Source organism: Xenorhabdus sp. KK7.4 (assembly GCF_963876465.1).
Lineage (GTDB): Bacteria > Pseudomonadota > Gammaproteobacteria > Enterobacterales > Enterobacteriaceae > Xenorhabdus > Xenorhabdus stockiae.
This window is the reverse complement of record NZ_CAWNQF010000069.1, coordinates 21,301-38,285: the sequence shown is the minus strand read 5'-3', so window position 1 is coordinate 38,285 and position 16,985 is coordinate 21,301. Positions and strand designations below refer to the sequence as shown.

The window sequence follows — 16,985 nt, the reverse complement described above, 5'->3', positions numbered from 1 at the left end:
TCATGATTGAACACCACATTATCGCCCACGCGAAAGCGGAAGGGGTGAGGGAGTCATGCGGCCTGATTGCCGGTGGTCGCTATTTCCCGTGCCGCAATATTTCACCGGATCCTGAGCACTATTTTGACATTAACCCCGATGACTGGATAACGGCAGAGTGCTTTGCCGATATCGAGGCCATTGTGCACAGTCATCCCAATGGCAAGCCCCGATTAAGTACCGCCGACCGCACGCAGCAACTCAAGACGGGCCTGCCGTGGTGGCTGGCTTGTGGTGATCGGGTGCACCAATTCCGCCCGGTGCCGCGTTTATTAGGCCGGGCATTTATCCACGGGACACAGGATTGCTATTCGCTGATCCGGGATGCCTATCATCTGGTAGGCATCGAATTAGATGATATCGCGCGTGATGATGCGTGGTGGAACGCAGGGCAGAACCTTTATCTCGATAACAGCTTAAGTCAGGGCTTTGAACAGGTGGATGAAATCCAGCCCGGAGACATCATTCTCATTTGTCTGGGGAGTCAGACGCCTTGCCACGGGGCGATTTACCTCGGCAATCAGCAAATCCTGCATCACAGGCCAGATCGCATCAGCAAGCGCGATGTTTACGGTGGTTACTGGCTCAAATACACACATTCAGTCTGGAGACATCCACAATGGTCAAGTTACAGCTTGGAGGCCATCTTAGAAGATTTGGCCGTCGTTATGAGTTAGAGGTGCGTGACGCGGCAGAAGCGGTCAGGTGCCTGTGTTATCAGTTAACAGGGTTCCAGCAGGCGCTGGCGGACGGGCAGTTCCGTATTCGTATTGCCGGGCGGGATATGACAGATCAATCCATTCCGGCAGGCATGAATCACCCGCTGAATGACGGTGATACGGTCACTATTGTGCCGGTGGTCAGCGGGGCAGGCGGAAATAGTGCGGGGATAGGGATGGCAGTGTTGGGCGTGGTGGCGATTGCTGCTGCATTCTGGACGGGCGGTGCGTCGATTGCCATGTGGAGTGCTTACACGGCGGGGCTGGCGATGGCGGGGGTGGCCCTGCTGGCGGCTGGGATGGCGACCATGCTGACCAAAATGCCGGAGAGTCCGTCGATGGGTTCCAGCAAAACCGAGGGCAACCGCTATTTCAGTTCACTGGAAAACCGTATCGGGCAGGGTTATCCGGTGCCCATTGCTTACGGTGAGCTGGTGGTGGGGTCGAACGTGATTTCTCAGGGTCTGGAGACAGAATAATGGCTAAAGGTGGCGGCAAGGGCAGTACCCCGAAACTGCTGGATGATAATCTGAAGAATAAGCAGTTTCTGAACATTGTTGATCTGATTAGTGAGGGACAGATTGAAGGGCCGGTCGGTGGCCTGCAGGGGTTCAGGATTAACGGCACGCCTGTTGTTGATAAGAGCGGTAATCCCAATATCCACGGCGTCACTGTCCAGTGGCGGGCGGGGACGCAATCGCAGGAGCCGTTAAGCGAGTATCCGTTTGTCGAAAGTGAAATCCCGGTCAGTGTTGAAGTCAAGAAAGACATGCCGATACTCCGATCGGTATCGAACCGCGATGTGGACAGGATCAGGTTTACCGTGGGCGTCAGCCAGCTTGTTAAGACCGATGATAAGGGCAATCAGGAAAACAGTTCGGTGCAACTGTCTATCGATGTGAATGACGGTTCTGGCTGGTATAACGCCAAGTTTGTGCATATCGGCCCGGCAAAAATCAGCGGGCAATATCTGGAATCCCACACTATTGATGCGCCGAAGAAAAAGCCGTTTCAGATCCGGGTGTCCCGCTTAACGGAGGACAGTAAAAGCGACCGGCTGCGTAATGGCACGGTCTGGGCCAGTTATACCGAAATTACCGATACCCTGATGAGCTACCCCAACAGTGCGGTGGTGGGAATGCGCATTGACCGCTCACTGTTTGCTGATACGCCTAAGCGGACCTATCACATCAAAGGCATGATTGTGCAGGTACCGGATAATTACTTCCCTGAGACGCGGGAGTATAAAGGCGTCTGGACAGGGCGCTTTAAGCCTGCTTACACCAATAACCCGGCATGGATATTCTACGATTTGGTGACCAATACCCGTTATGGCATCGGGAAGCTGATGGGATCGTTTGGCTGTGACAAATTCGCCCTGTATGCCATCGCGCAATATTGTGATCAGCTTGTGCCGGATGGCTTTGGGGGGATGGAACCCCGATTTACCTGTAATGCCTATATTGCAAACCAGCGTAAGGCACGGGATGTGCTGGATGATCTGGCTTCGGTCTTTCGGGGCATGCAGGTCTGGAACGGACTGCAACTGACCTGTTTTCAGGACAGACCCACCGATCCGGTCTGGACATTCACGAATGCCAACGTGGTCGAGGGCAAATTTAACTACAGTGCAGCGGCAAAGAAAGCCCGGCATACGATTATTGAAGTCACCTGGGTGAACCCGGATAACGGCTGGAAAGAAGAACGGGAGCTGATTCAGGATGATGCGCTGGTTGACCGTCTGGGCCTGAATGTTAAAAAGGTAACCGCTTTTGGGTGTACCAGCCGGGGGCAGGCGCACCGGGTCGGCAGATGGATCATCGAAACCGAAAAGCTCGAAACGGATTCCGTGACATTCAGTACCGGTCGTGAAGGGATTAACTGCATACCGGGCGACATTGTGGAAATTGCCGATAACACCTTCGCCGCCGCGCGTATTGGCGGGCGGGGGCTGGATTTCTCCGGTAAAGAAGTGCGTCTTGATGCGCCCGCCGAGTTTGCCTCCGGTGAGTCCGGCTATTTCTCCTATATGGGCAATGAAGGGCAGTTTGTCCGGGTGGAGATTGAATCCGTTAGTGGCGATGTAGTCACGCTGAAAGACGCGCCTGTGGGATTGCGACAATGGGGCGTATTCTCCATTGCCAAGCGATCACTGGTCACCCGCTTGTTCCGGGTTATGAGTATTGCCGAAGACACCAAAACGGGCCATTACAATTTTACTTGTATTCAGCATGAACCCCAGAAAGAAGCGGTTGTTGAGAACGGGGTTGATTTTCAGGGTGCGCCTGCCACGCAGAATGTGATCCGTATTCCCAATATTGAACGCCTGAGCATGGCTTACATTCAGGACAGTACGCAGGTGCAGGCCCGTGCGATGTGGGCGACGACGACGTTCAACCGCGCTGTCACCTTTGATGTCATGATCTATCGTGACAATAAAGTGGTTTCACACGGTAATACTCAAGAGCTGGAATACTATTTCAGTGGGTTAGAAGCGGGTGTCTATACGGTCGGTGTCCGTGCCCGTGACGACAGCGGTATGCTGGGTGATGAAGCTAAAGTGCCGATGGTGATTGGTGCCCCGGCTGCCCCTTCGGTTATCACGATTGAGCCCGGCTTTTTTGAGCTGAAAGCTATCCCGTATATCAGCGCCCCCAAAACACTGGATACGCAATTTGAGTTCTGGTTCTCAGACAGATCCATCCCCGATATCAATGAGATTGAAACCAAAGCGGACTTTTTAGGGATAGCGAAATTCTGGACAAAGGGACAGCTCAAAGCCGGAACTGCCTACTGGTTTTACGTCCGCAGTGTGAATGAATTCGGTAAATCGTATTTTGTCGAAGCGCAAGGCAAACCGGATGACCGGGCCAAAGAGATATTAGACATTACCGGTAAGCAGTTTTTGTCTTCTGAAAGTGGGAAACGTCTGGCGGAAAAAATTGATCTCAATGGTGAGAAAACAGCGGAGTTGGAACAGCGGGCGCGGGCGCTGGGCAATAAGGCCCTGAACCTTGAGCAACAGATTGGCGAGGTGGCGGAAGGGGTGATGACCAATACCCATTTCAGCACCCAGATCAGCCACAATCTGCAAGAAGAAGTCGGTAAACGTAAAGCCGATATCACCCGTCTTGAACAGGTGCAGGCGGATGAACAGGCGGCCCATGCTAAGTTTCAGGAACAAGTCCGTGCTGACGTGGCGGATAACCGGGCTGCAGTGTTGGATGTTAAGGAATCACAAACCACACAAGAAAAAGCCGTGGCGAAAGCCATCAATCAGGTGAAGACCAGCCTGCAAACCACCGACGATAATCTGACAGAGGTGAGCGGGCGCGTCACCCAGAACACGGATGCTATCGCTACAGCAAATGAAACTCAGGCTAAGTTTGAACAAACCACCCAAGCCCAGTTTGCCGCCCAGCGCAGTGATATCAGCAAAATCGAAAAGACGGTGACCGATGCCGAAAGCGCGGTGTCCGAAGCGTTAATGCAAACCTCGGCACAGTTTAACTCACTCAATGAACAGCAACTCGAATCGACGGCTCGGATTGTGCAGGTTGAAAAAGCCGTGGCCACGGAAACAACGGCCCGTGCCGAACTGGGGCAGCAAATCCAGACCCGGCTTGGGGAGGCGGAATCTGCCATTGTGGAGGTCAGACAGAGCCAGACCGAGACGGATAAGGCACTGGCAGACAGTCAGACACAGCTACGGGCGGAAATCCAGACGGGCGATAAACAGTTGCAGGACGGGATCGACCAGCAGGCGCAGCAGTTGTCTGCGATTCACAGCACGTTCAATGAGCAGAAAACGGCGATTGCCGAGCTTGAGCACACGTCAGCGAAATTACAGCAAACCCAGCAAAGTCAGTACGACACGCAACAATCCCAAATTACCCGTCTGAACGAGACGCTCAGTCATCAGGAGCTATCACAGGCGGAATCTGCCCTGCAACTGGCGGCACAGGCTAGTCATTCAGCAGGTGAACAGCGGCAAATCAGGGCCGAAATCAGCCGGGTCGATAAAGCGCGGGCGGATGATCGGCAGGCGTTTGCCCAGTCGATTGAGACTCTAACAGCCAAAGTGGGCGACAACGCGGCGGTGCTGGAAGAAAAAGCCACGGCGGTGTTTGATATCGACGGTAACGGGCATGCCATCAAAGATATCGGGGCGGGGGTGAAATACAACGGTCAGTTTTATCAGGCCGGGATGGTTATCGGGGCTGAGGTCAAAAACGGCAAGGTGGAAACGCACTTCGGGGTACGGGCCAATCAGTTCACGGTAGTCAATCCCACTAACGGTAAGCTGGAATCTGTTTTTATGATTAAAGACGGGCAGGTGTTTATCAAGGAAGCCTTTCTGGGCACGGCGGTGATTGACGGGGCCAAAATCAACGATGCGTCTATCACGATGGCAAAAATTGCCGATGGGCTGCGCTCCGATAACTGGCCGCACAGTGGCTGGAATCTGCCGAAGAACGGGGCGTTTGAGATGAAAGGCACATCAGGCGGGGTGCGGATCGCGCTCGATAATACCGGACTGGCTGTGTTTGATGGCAATGGCGTGTTACGGGTCAAGGTAGGAGAAATTTAATGAGTGACATCGGATTATTAGTGCATCCCGGTGACGGGGGGAAACCTTATCGACTGGATTCAGAACGCGCGCAGACCCTGAGCCTGATACGCACAATAGCGGTCGATTTGCACGGTGATTACCGTAAGCAGGGCTGGCAACAATCCCGTCATATTCCCGAAGCCAAAGATTTTAATATTGTCCTGATACCGACCAAAACGGTCATGGTGGGGCAAGATGGCAACGTCTCTGCCATTGTCGATATCCGAATCCATAACATCCGCATGGAAGGGGAGTATCTGCGTTTTGAATACAGTGACAGCCCCAATGGTAAACCCGACTGGTATGGCAATGTCACCGGCTGGTTTGATCCCTTTTTTGAACACGACCAGAATTTCTCTATTCAGGTGTGTGGCTATCCCAAGCACAGAGAATCCTTTGGTATTCAACTGGCGGGCATGAATGGGATTGCCACCCTGTCCAATCAGAACCGGATGGGCTATTGCGTTTACCGGGGAAAAATTAATTTAGGCCGTTTTGGACAATGGCGGGTGCCGGATGCCATCCCGAACCGCGAACAGTGTCTGGTGTTTGCCCGGACGGACACACCGGGGGCGGCGATTGGCATGAATCACGATAAAGTCATCATGAACAATGATGTACCCTGCGAGGTCTATGTCGTGATTTTCTCCAGCGGGTTCTCCCTCAGGAAACCCGATGTGGGTGTGGCGGTATATAACGCCTCCGGGGAGATGACTTACTCATCTTATTATTCGCCGTTTTTTTTAGGCGAAATGATCCCCGTCCGAAACGGGAGCGGTTCAGCTCAAAACATTGCTCGCCCGATGATACATCTTAACCGGCTGGCAAAGCTGGCTAAAAATATCCGGGGAAACAGTTGGCGCTTTGCCGATTCCGGTTTCAGCTTCTCAGGCCGCACTATTTCGGTGAATGAAGCCGGAAAAATGGATTTTGAATATTTTCAGGCGAACAGCTTCAGCTACAAGCCCATCAACTACGACATCTACGCGATTAACTTCGACGACTATTTCTAATTTTATTTTTTCAGGAATTTCTCATGATTTACACACAAGGCACACTTTCCACCGTGTCCGGCTCCGCTATTGTCCGGGGTGCGGGCACTAAATTTAAAGATAACCTGAGCGGCGTTGCGCCGGGGCAGGTGATGATTATCCAGTCCGGCAGCAGTAATTTGCTGCATATGATACAGGCAGTGAATTCCGATACAGAGCTGGTGCTGGCAGATAAAGCTAAAACCACGCTGAATAATGTCACTTACCAGATCCAGACGACGGTGCCCAATTCCATCTCCGATGGTGTCCGGCATATGTGCGCCATTAACAGCAATATCATCCAGTTTCTCCAGAATATGGATCAGTGGATGACGCAGAACGGGGCGGTGGAGGTAACTCTGCCGAATGGACAGACGGTGCCACTGCAATCTATACGAACATTGCAGGCGGCGATGGATGACAAACTGAATAAATCCCAGAATGGGACGGATATTCCGAATAAAGCGGCGTTTGTGAGGAATATTGGGTTAGAGGGTGCAGTCATTCAGAATGCTTCTGGGGTTCAATTCGCTGGTCAAGTGATAGCGGTTGGCGATGGGTATACTAATTTTTTGGCAAAACACGCGGGAACCGGACTAGCAGTTAATTTTGGGACGCAAGGTGAGTATGGATACGTCATTATCCAAAAGGGAAGAGAAACGTTGAGTAATTATCTTTTCCCTGAAGGCGTTCATGGAAATGTTTTAGCAATGGGGTGGGGAGGGAATGTTTATGCAGGTCAGGATGGTATTATCAGAAAATCCTCCCCTATCATTCAAATCCATCCCGATGGTAAATTCGAAACTAATGACGAATCCGAAGGCGCAATCGTCTCTAAACTCGGCCTCGGTCATTATCAGGTGACAGGTGTGCTAGGCTATAACGCCGATGGCGCATGGGGTGTGCATGGCGGCATTTCCTCACCGAAGAACAACAACGGGCTGGAACTCATCTACATTGATGACAAGGTGAATAAGGACGGCAGTATCACGATTGAGACCTTCCACCGTCAGCATTCTCATTTACCGGAACGCTTTCAGAATAAGCGGATAAAAGCCCTTGTGAACGGGGAGAAAGTGTACTATCAGGACGGTGAACCGTGTGATATTCCCGAAGGCTGCCGCTTGGATGTCCGTGTCCAGATGCCGGCGAATTCGGTGTGGAATGTGAAGCAGAAGGCGGCAGAGGTTACGACTGATATTGATCAGGCTGAACCGGTGGAGTGAAGTCAGCGAAATGATGAACCCGCAAAAAATTGCGGGTTAGCATTTTGGTTATTTATTTTATTTCTTGGAGAGGCGAATAACGTGACTCTATTTTAACGTTGACGTCAAAGGCACCTGAATTATCTTCATAATAGGTATCTAAAAATATAAGGGTTAATTCACCCTCTGTGGGAACTGTCCTGTGAAGTACTCCATTGCCAATTTCATAGGTGTTATCGCCAATCTTTGCGATTAATCCCCCTCCGGGAGGATGAGGAGGTACGCCTTGAGGGGCAGACCAAGGATTGGGTATATTATCAAGAGAATACTGAACCCATCCCGAAGCAGTCACAGAGATTACATCCCCTTTGTGGAGTATTAGTCCAGTGGGTTGACCCTGTTGAAGTTTTCCAGAAACAGTTCCAGACCAATCATACATAGTATTACCTCCAAATTATATTTTGAAAGCGATAGAAGAATTAAGATTGTGACTATTTAGTGTCAGGCATTTGCACCCGAACAGAAATAAATCTGCCATCAGGAATATCGATTAAATCACCGTCAGCGTAACCTTCACGTATATTTCTGGCGAAAACAGGGGCATCTGAGTGTTCACGGTGGTAGGTCATTAATTTGATGGAACCATCAGGTAGAACTTCATGGTTGACCCAAACCATTGGCAGATCGTTCTGACAGCGTGGGATATCGATGTTATTTACAGTTCCATCATGACTGAATCCTTTAACACCTTTAATTAGATATGTACCTTTTGATAAATATTCAACAGTAGTCCCTTCGGATTCATCGTTGGTGGTGAATGCGCCAGAAGAGAAAATTTCGATGATAGGGGAGGCTATCCGTATGTAGCCATTGGGGTCATTTATACAGTTTCCTCTCAATACCAACACCTGACCATACGTAACTCTGGGCATCTCTATGACAGCAATATTTCGATTATTTTCAGCGTCTCCTGCCCGATCAATGAATCTAAACATCACCGGATCAGAGTCTAATGCCCTTTCTATTCTGCGCCGTCTTCCAGAACCATCCGGTGAATAAAATTGGACACCCGATACATTGCCGGTCAGGTTGAGGATTGAACTATGCAAAACGTTGGCGTAAACATCATTAAATCGGACATTTGCTGTTTCACCTAACCCAATATTTTTTAAAAAATTAGTCTTGTCAGGAATATCAGCCCCGTTCCGATCTTTAGACAAGCGAGTATTGGCATTATCATTTGCACTGCTGGCATTTTGATTGGCGCTATTGGCTAAATCATATGCTTTTTTAACAGATTTAGATGTTGCAGCGGTTATCTCACTATCACTGTTTGCATCATTATTTAGTGTAACAAATCCCGGCTCTGTCTGGGTTGCATATGGATGATTACGGCTTGCAGCATGTTCTGCAATAGCTTCTTTGACATATTCCGGTGTTGCAACGATCACGAGATTACTCTCGCCTGAGACAGGTACATCAGGTTTTTTATCTTGCATATTTATTCCCTCATCTAATCAACAATACACATTGCTAAATAACATGAAGGCGGTGGGAGACTTCTCCGCCGGTGAACATCAATAAAAGGGTTCATCAATACGGGAAAGTACGGCTTGACTAATATTTGATAGGGAGCATGTTTTTTTGGCAGAATGACATAAAATGACAGGCGGGGAATTAATAAAATTTATATGGCCATTGATAAAAATGAATGTATAGAAAATTACACAACTACAATTAATTAAAAAATAATTTTATTCGATTAGTTTTATTATGGGTTAAGGATTGTGATTTAGGTTAGTTAAGATATCAATTATATTTTTCACATGGGTTTTTAGTAATTAATGATTTCTATTTATCAATAATATTATATTTCCTGCAAAAACCAAGAGTCAATATGTAGGAGTGTCGCTATTTTATTTGGAGTGATATATATGCCAGAATTAAAAAATACTATTTTAGATTTATCTAAATTACTCACTATAGGCCATTCATTCAATGCGTATCCTAATGGCAATATTTACATAGGCAAAATAGATACCGATCCGTCTATATCTGGGAACCAGATTCAGGTTTATCTTGAGCTTGAGGATGGAACGTATATTTCTGTACCGCAACCACTGAGTATCAATCCGGCCGGATACCTTGTTTATAACGGGCAGATTGCTAAATTCGTTACCGAGCAAGGACACTCAATAGCGGTGTATGATTCTTATGGGGTGCAGCAGTTCTATTATCCTAACGTACTGAAGTACGATCCTGAGCAGTTCAATGAAAAATTGAAAGATAACGGTATAGATAAGTTAGTCGGATCATCGTTCAGCGGTTCAGTTTACAGTGGTTACAGTTTAGGAATTTTTAAACGAGCAGGTAATTTTAGGAAAGGTTCGGTAGTAAAATCCAAATTTGACGTGCTTTTATTGGATGGTAAATATTATGCCTACCATCTGGATGTCGAACACGTTGTTACTGAAAAGGAAAATGTTCAGACTAACTGGGTGTGTGTTGGTATGCTCAACGGGTATCCAGTGAATGATATTCGTAATTTTGGGGCAAAAGCAGATTTAGTTGAGAAAGGAATTAATGCTACAGATTGTAGTGAAGCATGGGAGCTATGCTATCTGTTTTGCAAGCACTACGGTTACGCAATGGTATTGCCAGATGCTCCTATCTATGTAACTAAATCGTGTAAAGTTGGCAATTTAAATATCATATCAGAATCAGGAAAGGCAGGATTTGCTGATCCATATTACGGGCGCAGAGAAGATAAAATAAACTTCATTGATGGAAGTAAATCAGCCAATTGGACGTACTTTTATAACTATGACGAAGGATTAAATAAAACATGGTTTGATATGTCTTCAATTGCTACAGGATGTTTAGTATGCTCAGATAAAGATATTTCTATCCTTGTAAAAAAATACGATGAAGAGTTTAAGCTCAGCGGTATCGGTGTTCTTGGAAATCATCGGGCAAAGAATCAAATAGGCATTGATTCAGGAGTTCCTGAAGGATACGAAGGAGTTAGATCTGAGCTTAATAACATTTCTGTAGTTGGATGCGGGAGTCATGGCATATTATTTAGGGCTGGTTTTGAAATATCGTCACCTAGCGGTCTCAATCTTTATGCAAACAATGGGTATGGTTTATACGTTGACGCTCATGATGAAATAGATTCACCAGTAGAATACCTAACATTCAATAGGATAAAAGCTGATAATAATAGGTTAGGAGGGTTGGGCTTCAAACATGTTAGGGTAATGGTGGTATTTGATGATGTGATAGGAAATAATTCAGGTCAGTACGATTGCCCATACGTGATAGATCCGCTATTGGGGTACTGGAGAAAGATAACGCCATCTATTTATGATGATAGAGCAGCGCTAATAAAAATAGAGAATGGTACATTGGACCACGTTGGTGATTACGGTTCTATACACAATCTCACTTTTAGAAATATAAAAGGTGAGCAGGTTGTTAACTTAATATCCATTAATAATAAAGTTGGGGGTTTCGGTTCAATAACAAAATTAACTTTAGATAATATCCACGCCGTAGAATCAAGCAAGCTTAATAGGGATTTAAAGGGGTGTGTATCTTTAATAGATTGTTTATATCTTGAGGATGTGCAAGCCAATAATATCTATGTAACAGACAACATAATTAAATTAGAGATTGATAATATAAATGATATCAAAAACGATAGTGGTTCTACAAATATAGATATTAAAACAGTAAAACAGAAAGCTCTATTTAAAAAGTCAGGAACAGTAATCGACAGTGGTTCAACAACAAATCAGAAATTAGTTAATTTCACGGTTCAGAATATAAATAACACATCCGAAAACAGCAAAAGACCTACAAACACTTATAGAATTACAGCAATTAACTTTAATACAGTAGCGTATGTTGATGTGTTTCTGTTTAAATTTAACGGTTCATATAAGTGTAGGATAGTGGACGATAATGCAGGAGGAATAATTATTTCTACAGCAGCAGATAGCAACGGTAATATATCAGCAACCATAGAAGAAAATTGTTCTTATTATCTAACATGGTTATAAGTTCTTAGTTGGTATTTGGTAATGGAAGTGTAGCAGGGCGTGATAGAGCATATTTTTGACAGGCATTGAAAGGAAATCACAGATAGCATGCTTGGAAGTTTGGCTGCTATCTGTGTCGTTTTTTTGTCTCTGATAACGACACACGAACGATAACGCCGCATAAAGCAATTAATTAATGGAAATGCTACTCTTGTCGATAAAGTCATCTGTTCAAGGCACGGTAAAAAATAGGTTGAATTTCCTTCTATATATATGATGCAAAGAACTCCATAAAACACATGACATCATGCTAAGATCGAACTGCTGAAATATTGCTCTAAAGTTAGGTGTTTTTGATAAACAGGACAATATACAGGACAATTGGATTTATTTTTACTATATTTTACCAATAAAAACAATGAGATGAATTTAATGTTATTATTAACAACGATATCCATGATCAGCTGTAATAAATTGGTTGCGATAGAAAAACCTTTCATAACATGTTGATATGTTTGCTTTTCAATATTTCTGACGCTCATTAATGGCAACTTTCCCATAATATCACCCCAGAACTGGACATCTGTTCTGTACTGTCGGCCACGGGTATCGGAGTATCGGATAATATAATCAGTCGCAATAGAAGAAAGGGCTATCTGAGTTTTTTTTATATCGTCCATCTTCTTCATAACATTCGATTTATCATTGAGTTGTGATGCAATAACAAATTGAACTAAGCCATCAGCATCGCTGAATCGATGGTCAGAGAGAGTGAAATGATCTTCAATATTATGACAAAAAAATTGTTCAGCCTGTTTTATCTGGTTTAGATAATTTTCACGCTTAATAATAATTTCGTTATCCATAATTCGCCTTCCAATAGTTAATAAACAATAATAGGGTTGATGATGATATTCGGGGCGCTGAATATCAGTTCCGGCCATCAATAGAACATATCTATTTTGTGGGTGTCATCACTAAATTTTGTCAATAAGTGAGGAATTACAGCGGGTTGGCAAAATATGTGAAAGCTGAATAACAATTATCTACTAGTATGTTATGTTTAATCATATATATCCGTCGTTTTTCAAATTGAAATTCATAGGGTGTAGCTGGTCATAAATATAAAAATGGAGGAGTTATGTCGTCTAAATTGAAAACGGACTGTGCCTCAACACTTTCCATTAGCAGTGAAACTTCTGGCAGTAAGGCCTACCATTATTACAGTTTACCTCTGTTATCTGAGCAACTGGGTGAAATATCCCGCCTCCCTAAATCACTGAAAGTTCTGCTTGAAAACCTTTTGCGTAATATTGATGGTGATTCTGTTGTTGAAGATGACCTGAAAGCGCTGGTGGCATGGCAACAAAGCGGCCATGCTGAGCGGGAAATTGCCTATCGTCCCGCCCGTGTATTAATGCAGGATTTTACCGGTGTACCTGCCGTAGTCGATCTTGCGGCAATGAGAGAGGCTGTTTTAAGGCTTGGTGGCAATGTAGATCAGGTGAATCCTTTATCACCGGTTGATCTGGTGATTGACCACTCCGTCATGGTGGATAAATTCGGCACTGAGCAGGCGTTTGAAGAGAACGTTCAGATTGAGATGGAGCGTAACTATGAACGCTATTTATTTTTACGCTGGGGGCAAAAAGCCTTCAATCGCTTCCGGGTTGTTCCTCCCGGAACAGGTATTTGCCATCAGGTTAACCTTGAATATTTAGGCAAGGCGGTTTGGTATGAAAACCGTGACGGAAAGGATTTTGCCTACCCAGATACACTGGTTGGTACCGATTCTCATACCACAATGATTAACGGTCTCGGTGTGCTTGGGTGGGGAGTTGGCGGAATTGAAGCCGAAGCCGCAATGTTAGGGCAGCCAATTTCCATGCTGATCCCGGATGTGGTTGGTTTCAAGCTGACAGGAAAATTACGCGAAGGGATCACCGCGACTGATCTGGTGCTGACTGTCACACAGATGCTGCGTAAACATGGCGTGGTCGGCAAATTTGTTGAATTTTACGGCGATGGTTTGGCTGATTTGCCACTGGCAGATCGGGCGACGATTGCCAATATGTCGCCGGAATATGGTGCAACTTGTGGTTTCTTCCCTGTTGATGATATTACCCTGAGTTATATGCGATTAACCGGACGCAGTGAAGATGAAATTACGCTGGTTGAGGCTTATAGCAAACAGCAGGGATTATGGCGCCATGCCGGGGATGAGCCAATTTTCACCAGCAGTCTTGAGCTGGATATGTCTACGGTAGAGGCCAGTCTGGCAGGGCCAAAACGTCCTCAGGACAGAGTCGCGCTGGGTGGGGTTCCACATGCCTTCCAGTCCTCGATGGATCTGGATATTAATAGAAAGCAGGGGCTGCAATCATCTATTCCTGTGACAGTAGATAATCAGACATTTTCTTTGCAGGAAGGGGCGGTAGTGATTGCAGCTATTACCTCTTGTACTAATACTTCCAATCCCAGTGTATTGATGACAGCCGGCTTACTTGCTAAAAAAGCGGTTGAGAAGGGGTTACAACGGCAGCCATGGGTTAAAACGTCACTGGCTCCGGGTTCTAAAGTGGTAACAGAATATCTGAATCTGGCCGGATTCATGCCTTATCTTGAAAAGTTAGGCTTTAATTTAGTGGGATACGGCTGTACTACCTGTATTGGTAATTCAGGACCGTTGCAGGATGAGATTGAGGCTGCGATTAAACAGTCTGACTTGACAGTCGGAGCCGTACTTTCCGGTAACCGAAACTTTGAAGGGCGTATTCATCCATTGGTCAAAACTAACTGGCTGGCTTCTCCGCCGCTGGTCGTGGCCTATGCTCTTTCCGGTAGTATGAAGCGCGATCTGACCAGTGAACCAATTGGGCAGGATCAGCAGGGGCGTGATATCTATCTTAAAGATATCTGGCCGAGCAGTAAGGAAGTTGCTGAAGCAGTGGAAAAAGTCAGAACCGAGATGTTCCACAAGGAATATAGTGCGGTGTTTGACGGCGATGAAAACTGGCAAGCACTGGAAGTTGAAAGTTCAGCTACTTATTCCTGGCAGCCGGATTCAACCTATATACGTCTTCCGCCTTTCTTTAGCCACATGACACAGGAGCCTGAGCCGGTAACGGATATCCATCAGGCTAATATTCTGGCTATTTTGGGTGATTCAGTAACAACAGACCATATTTCTCCCGCCGGGAATATCAAGGCAGACAGTCCGGCTGGGCGATATTTACAGGATCATGGAGTAGCGCCGAAAGATTTTAACTCGTATGGTTCAAGGCGCGGAAATCACGAAGTTATGATGCGTGGAACATTTGCTAATATTCGTATTCGTAATGAAATGGTGCCCGGTATTGAAGGGGGATATACGCGCCACATCCCATCACAAAGCCAACTGGCTATTTATGATGCGGCTATGCGTTATCAGGAAGAGAAAAAACCGCTTGCCATTATTGCTGGTAAAGAATATGGCTCCGGTTCCAGTCGTGACTGGGCGGCTAAAGGAACCAGCTTATTGGGTGTAAGAGTGGTTATTGCGGAATCTTTTGAACGAATTCACCGTTCCAACCTGATTGGCATGGGGGTATTGCCGCTGGAGTTTCCACAGGGCATCACTCGTAAAACTCTTAACCTGACTGGAGATGAATTCATTGATATCGGCGGATTGAATGATATCAGGCCTGGGCAGGTTATTGTTGTGAAAATTACTTACCCTAGTGGGGAGGAAACTCAGGTTAATGCCCATTGCCGAATTGATACCAATACAGAGCTCGCCTATTTCTATAATGGCGGTATATTGCATTATGTTATCCGCAATATGCTGAAGTGAAAATAAGCATTGCTGAAATGAAAAACTGCGCCCACACCGACGCAGTTTTTATTTTCTTTTCTGTAGAAAGAAATTAGCTGGATTTGGACAGCAGATGCCCCATCAGGCGCGCTTTTGTATCAAGGTAGTAAGCGTTATTAGGGTTACGCCCTACAATAAGCGGCACACGCTCGACAATGTTAATGCCGGCTCCGACCATAATCTCCATTTTTTGCGGATTATTCGTCAGAAGACGGATAGCACGTACACCCAGTAATTTATACATGTCTGAACACAGAGTGAAATCTCGCTCATCGGCAGCGAAACCTAACTGATGGTTCGCTTCGACAGTATCAACACCTTTATCCTGCAATGCATAGGCCCGAATTTTATTCAGCAGACCAATATTGCGGCCTTCCTGGCGGTGATACAGCAGAACACCCCGGCCTTCCTGGCTGATTTGTGACAGAGCAGCTTCAAGTTGAAAACCACAATCGCACCTTAAGCTAAATAAAGCATCTCCGGTCAGGCACTCTGAATGGATGCGGGATAAAACCGGCTCATCACCAGAAATGTCACCATACACAAGGGCAACATGATCACGGCCTGTTTCTATCTCTTCAAATCCAATCATCAGAAATTCGCCCCAGGGAGTGGGCAGTTTGGCTTCAGCTACTCGTGTTAGCTGTATGTTTGTATTCATATGTTGATTTAGCTCGTTACAATGACAATATTGCGATACTCAGAACAATACCAGTTTGGAAATCAGCTAAAACTACGCAAAAATTTTCTCTGATTACAGTGCATGTACGCATCGCGAGTATAACAGAAATTATGCTTATGTTCGTAGATAAAGATATGTCGGATTTTTGGATAAAGCACAGGAGAGACAATTGCAGCTTGCAGTAATATTAACATGCTAAACTGTAAACATATTTTTGTAGACATATCCGGTGCCTTTATGCCGGTGAAAATTCACATACAGCGATACATCTAGTTATTTGTTTTACTTGGATATGCTTGTTCGACGGAAAACAGTGACGGAATTACAGGCAGCAAAGTAGAATATTGTCACAAAAAGGGTGAAATATTGGTTTAGTGCAATAAAATACTTCCTTTGCGTAGATGAGAAATGCTAATTTAGCAAGCCACTATGTCTGTTATTTGGCATATCAATCAGCAACAATCGATAACAGGAAACAATGTGAAATATTTTCTGATCTTATTACTGGCACTGGTTGTTTTTGTTATCTCAGTGACACTGGGAGCAAATAATAATCAAGTGGTAACCTTCAATTATTTGATTGCCAAAGGTGATTATTCGATATCCACTTTGCTGTCGTTTTTATTTGCCATCGGTTTTGCTCTTGGATGGGGAATTTGTGGCGGGTTTTATCTGCGCACCAGCATGTCGTTAAGACGCGCGAAACGTAAAATTAAGCGCTTGGAGACCCAGTTGGAGCAGCCAGTTGAATTATCGACAAAAACTGTCTCTCAAGCTCCAGTGGTTCTGGACAAGGAATAA

Annotated in this window: 12 protein-coding genes; 8 read left to right on the top strand and 4 right to left on the bottom strand. The window is 45.8% G+C overall.

Features of this window, described 5'->3' with window-relative positions; all coding sequences use genetic code 11:
• Positions 1-2: 2 nt before the first annotated feature.
• From AACS90_RS10115 to AACS90_RS10095, 5 genes are read left to right on the top strand one after another with little or no spacing between them, the layout of a single operon-like run.
• Entirely contained in the window at positions 3-716 is a 714-nt protein-coding gene (locus AACS90_RS10115; protein WP_099122550.1) for a C40 family peptidase, read from the top strand.
• Positions 659-1,237: a tail assembly protein gene (locus AACS90_RS10110; RefSeq protein ID WP_099122549.1), complete on the top strand. Its 579-nt coding sequence runs from the start codon at positions 659-661 to the stop codon at positions 1,235-1,237. Before AACS90_RS10115 ends, AACS90_RS10110 begins: the two co-directional genes overlap by 58 nt.
• Positions 1,237-5,349 (top strand): TipJ family phage tail tip protein, encoded by a 4,113-nt coding sequence (gene gpJ / locus AACS90_RS10105; protein ID WP_099122548.1) that lies wholly within the window; start codon positions 1,237-1,239, stop codon positions 5,347-5,349. Before AACS90_RS10110 ends, gpJ begins: the two co-directional genes overlap by 1 nt.
• Entirely contained in the window at positions 5,349-6,383 is a 1,035-nt protein-coding gene (locus tag AACS90_RS10100; protein WP_099122547.1) for a DUF6453 family protein, read from the top strand. Before gpJ ends, AACS90_RS10100 begins: the two co-directional genes overlap by 1 nt.
• 23 nt (positions 6,384-6,406) lie before the next feature.
• Positions 6,407-7,627 carry a phage tail fiber protein gene (locus AACS90_RS10095; RefSeq protein ID WP_241538272.1) on the top strand — a complete coding sequence of 407 codons (1,221 nt, stop codon included), beginning with the start codon at positions 6,407-6,409 and terminating at the stop codon, positions 7,625-7,627.
• Between the two features lie 52 nt (positions 7,628-7,679).
• Here the strand turns inward: AACS90_RS10095 and AACS90_RS10090 are convergent, their stop codons facing one another.
• Together AACS90_RS10090 and AACS90_RS10085 are read right to left on the bottom strand one after the other, a co-directional pair.
• Positions 7,680-8,045, bottom strand: coding sequence for a LecA/PA-IL family lectin (locus AACS90_RS10090; protein WP_099122546.1), 366 nt, complete (start codon positions 8,043-8,045; stop codon positions 7,680-7,682).
• A 52-nt stretch (positions 8,046-8,097) separates the two neighbouring features.
• The gene (locus AACS90_RS10085) at positions 8,098-9,105 is read right to left on the bottom strand and encodes a phage tail fiber protein (RefSeq protein WP_193757232.1); all 1,008 of its coding nucleotides are present in this window, start codon (positions 9,103-9,105) and stop codon (positions 8,098-8,100) included.
• A gap of 435 nt (positions 9,106-9,540) precedes the next feature.
• On the opposite strand from AACS90_RS10085, the gene AACS90_RS10080 reads away from it, so the two are divergent.
• Positions 9,541-11,670 (top strand): phage tailspike protein, encoded by a 2,130-nt coding sequence (locus AACS90_RS10080; RefSeq protein ID WP_099122544.1) that lies wholly within the window; start codon positions 9,541-9,543, stop codon positions 11,668-11,670.
• A gap of 284 nt (positions 11,671-11,954) precedes the next feature.
• Here the strand turns inward: AACS90_RS10080 and AACS90_RS10075 are convergent, their stop codons facing one another.
• Positions 11,955-12,515 (bottom strand): hypothetical protein, encoded by a 561-nt coding sequence (locus tag AACS90_RS10075; protein WP_193757231.1) that lies wholly within the window; start codon positions 12,513-12,515, stop codon positions 11,955-11,957.
• 275 nt (positions 12,516-12,790) lie between these two features.
• Between AACS90_RS10075 and acnA the strand changes: the two genes are divergently transcribed.
• On the top strand, positions 12,791-15,481 hold the full coding sequence (gene acnA, locus AACS90_RS10070; protein WP_099122543.1) for an aconitate hydratase AcnA: 2,691 nt from the start codon (positions 12,791-12,793) through the stop codon (positions 15,479-15,481).
• Between the two features lie 73 nt (positions 15,482-15,554).
• Here the strand turns inward: acnA and ribA are convergent, their stop codons facing one another.
• The gene (gene ribA / locus AACS90_RS10065; protein WP_193757237.1) at positions 15,555-16,151 is read right to left on the bottom strand and encodes a GTP cyclohydrolase II; all 597 of its coding nucleotides are present in this window, start codon (positions 16,149-16,151) and stop codon (positions 15,555-15,557) included.
• Positions 16,152-16,664: 513 nt separating this feature from the next.
• On the opposite strand from ribA, the gene AACS90_RS10060 reads away from it, so the two are divergent.
• Positions 16,665-16,985 (top strand): LapA family protein, encoded by a 321-nt coding sequence (locus tag AACS90_RS10060; protein ID WP_099122541.1) that lies wholly within the window; start codon positions 16,665-16,667, stop codon positions 16,983-16,985.

Bases quoted from the DNA above. Each gene is read 5' to 3' on its own strand.
- AACS90_RS10115 (WP_099122550.1), top strand. From the start codon at position 3: ATGATTGAACACCACATTATCGCCCACGCGAAAGCGGAAGGGGTGAGG.
- AACS90_RS10110 (WP_099122549.1), top strand. From the start codon at position 659: ATGGTCAAGTTACAGCTTGGAGGCCATCTTAGAAGATTTGGCCGTCGT.
- gpJ (WP_099122548.1), top strand. From the start codon at position 1,237: ATGGCTAAAGGTGGCGGCAAGGGCAGTACCCCGAAACTGCTGGATGAT.
- AACS90_RS10100 (WP_099122547.1), top strand. From the start codon at position 5,349: ATGAGTGACATCGGATTATTAGTGCATCCCGGTGACGGGGGGAAACCT.
- AACS90_RS10095 (WP_241538272.1), top strand. From the start codon at position 6,407: ATGATTTACACACAAGGCACACTTTCCACCGTGTCCGGCTCCGCTATT.
- AACS90_RS10090 (WP_099122546.1), bottom strand. From the start codon at position 8,045: ATGTATGATTGGTCTGGAACTGTTTCTGGAAAACTTCAACAGGGTCAA.
- AACS90_RS10085 (WP_193757232.1), bottom strand. From the start codon at position 9,105: ATGCAAGATAAAAAACCTGATGTACCTGTCTCAGGCGAGAGTAATCTC.
- AACS90_RS10080 (WP_099122544.1), top strand. From the start codon at position 9,541: ATGCCAGAATTAAAAAATACTATTTTAGATTTATCTAAATTACTCACT.
- AACS90_RS10075 (WP_193757231.1), bottom strand. From the start codon at position 12,515: ATGGATAACGAAATTATTATTAAGCGTGAAAATTATCTAAACCAGATA.
- acnA (WP_099122543.1), top strand. From the start codon at position 12,791: ATGTCGTCTAAATTGAAAACGGACTGTGCCTCAACACTTTCCATTAGC.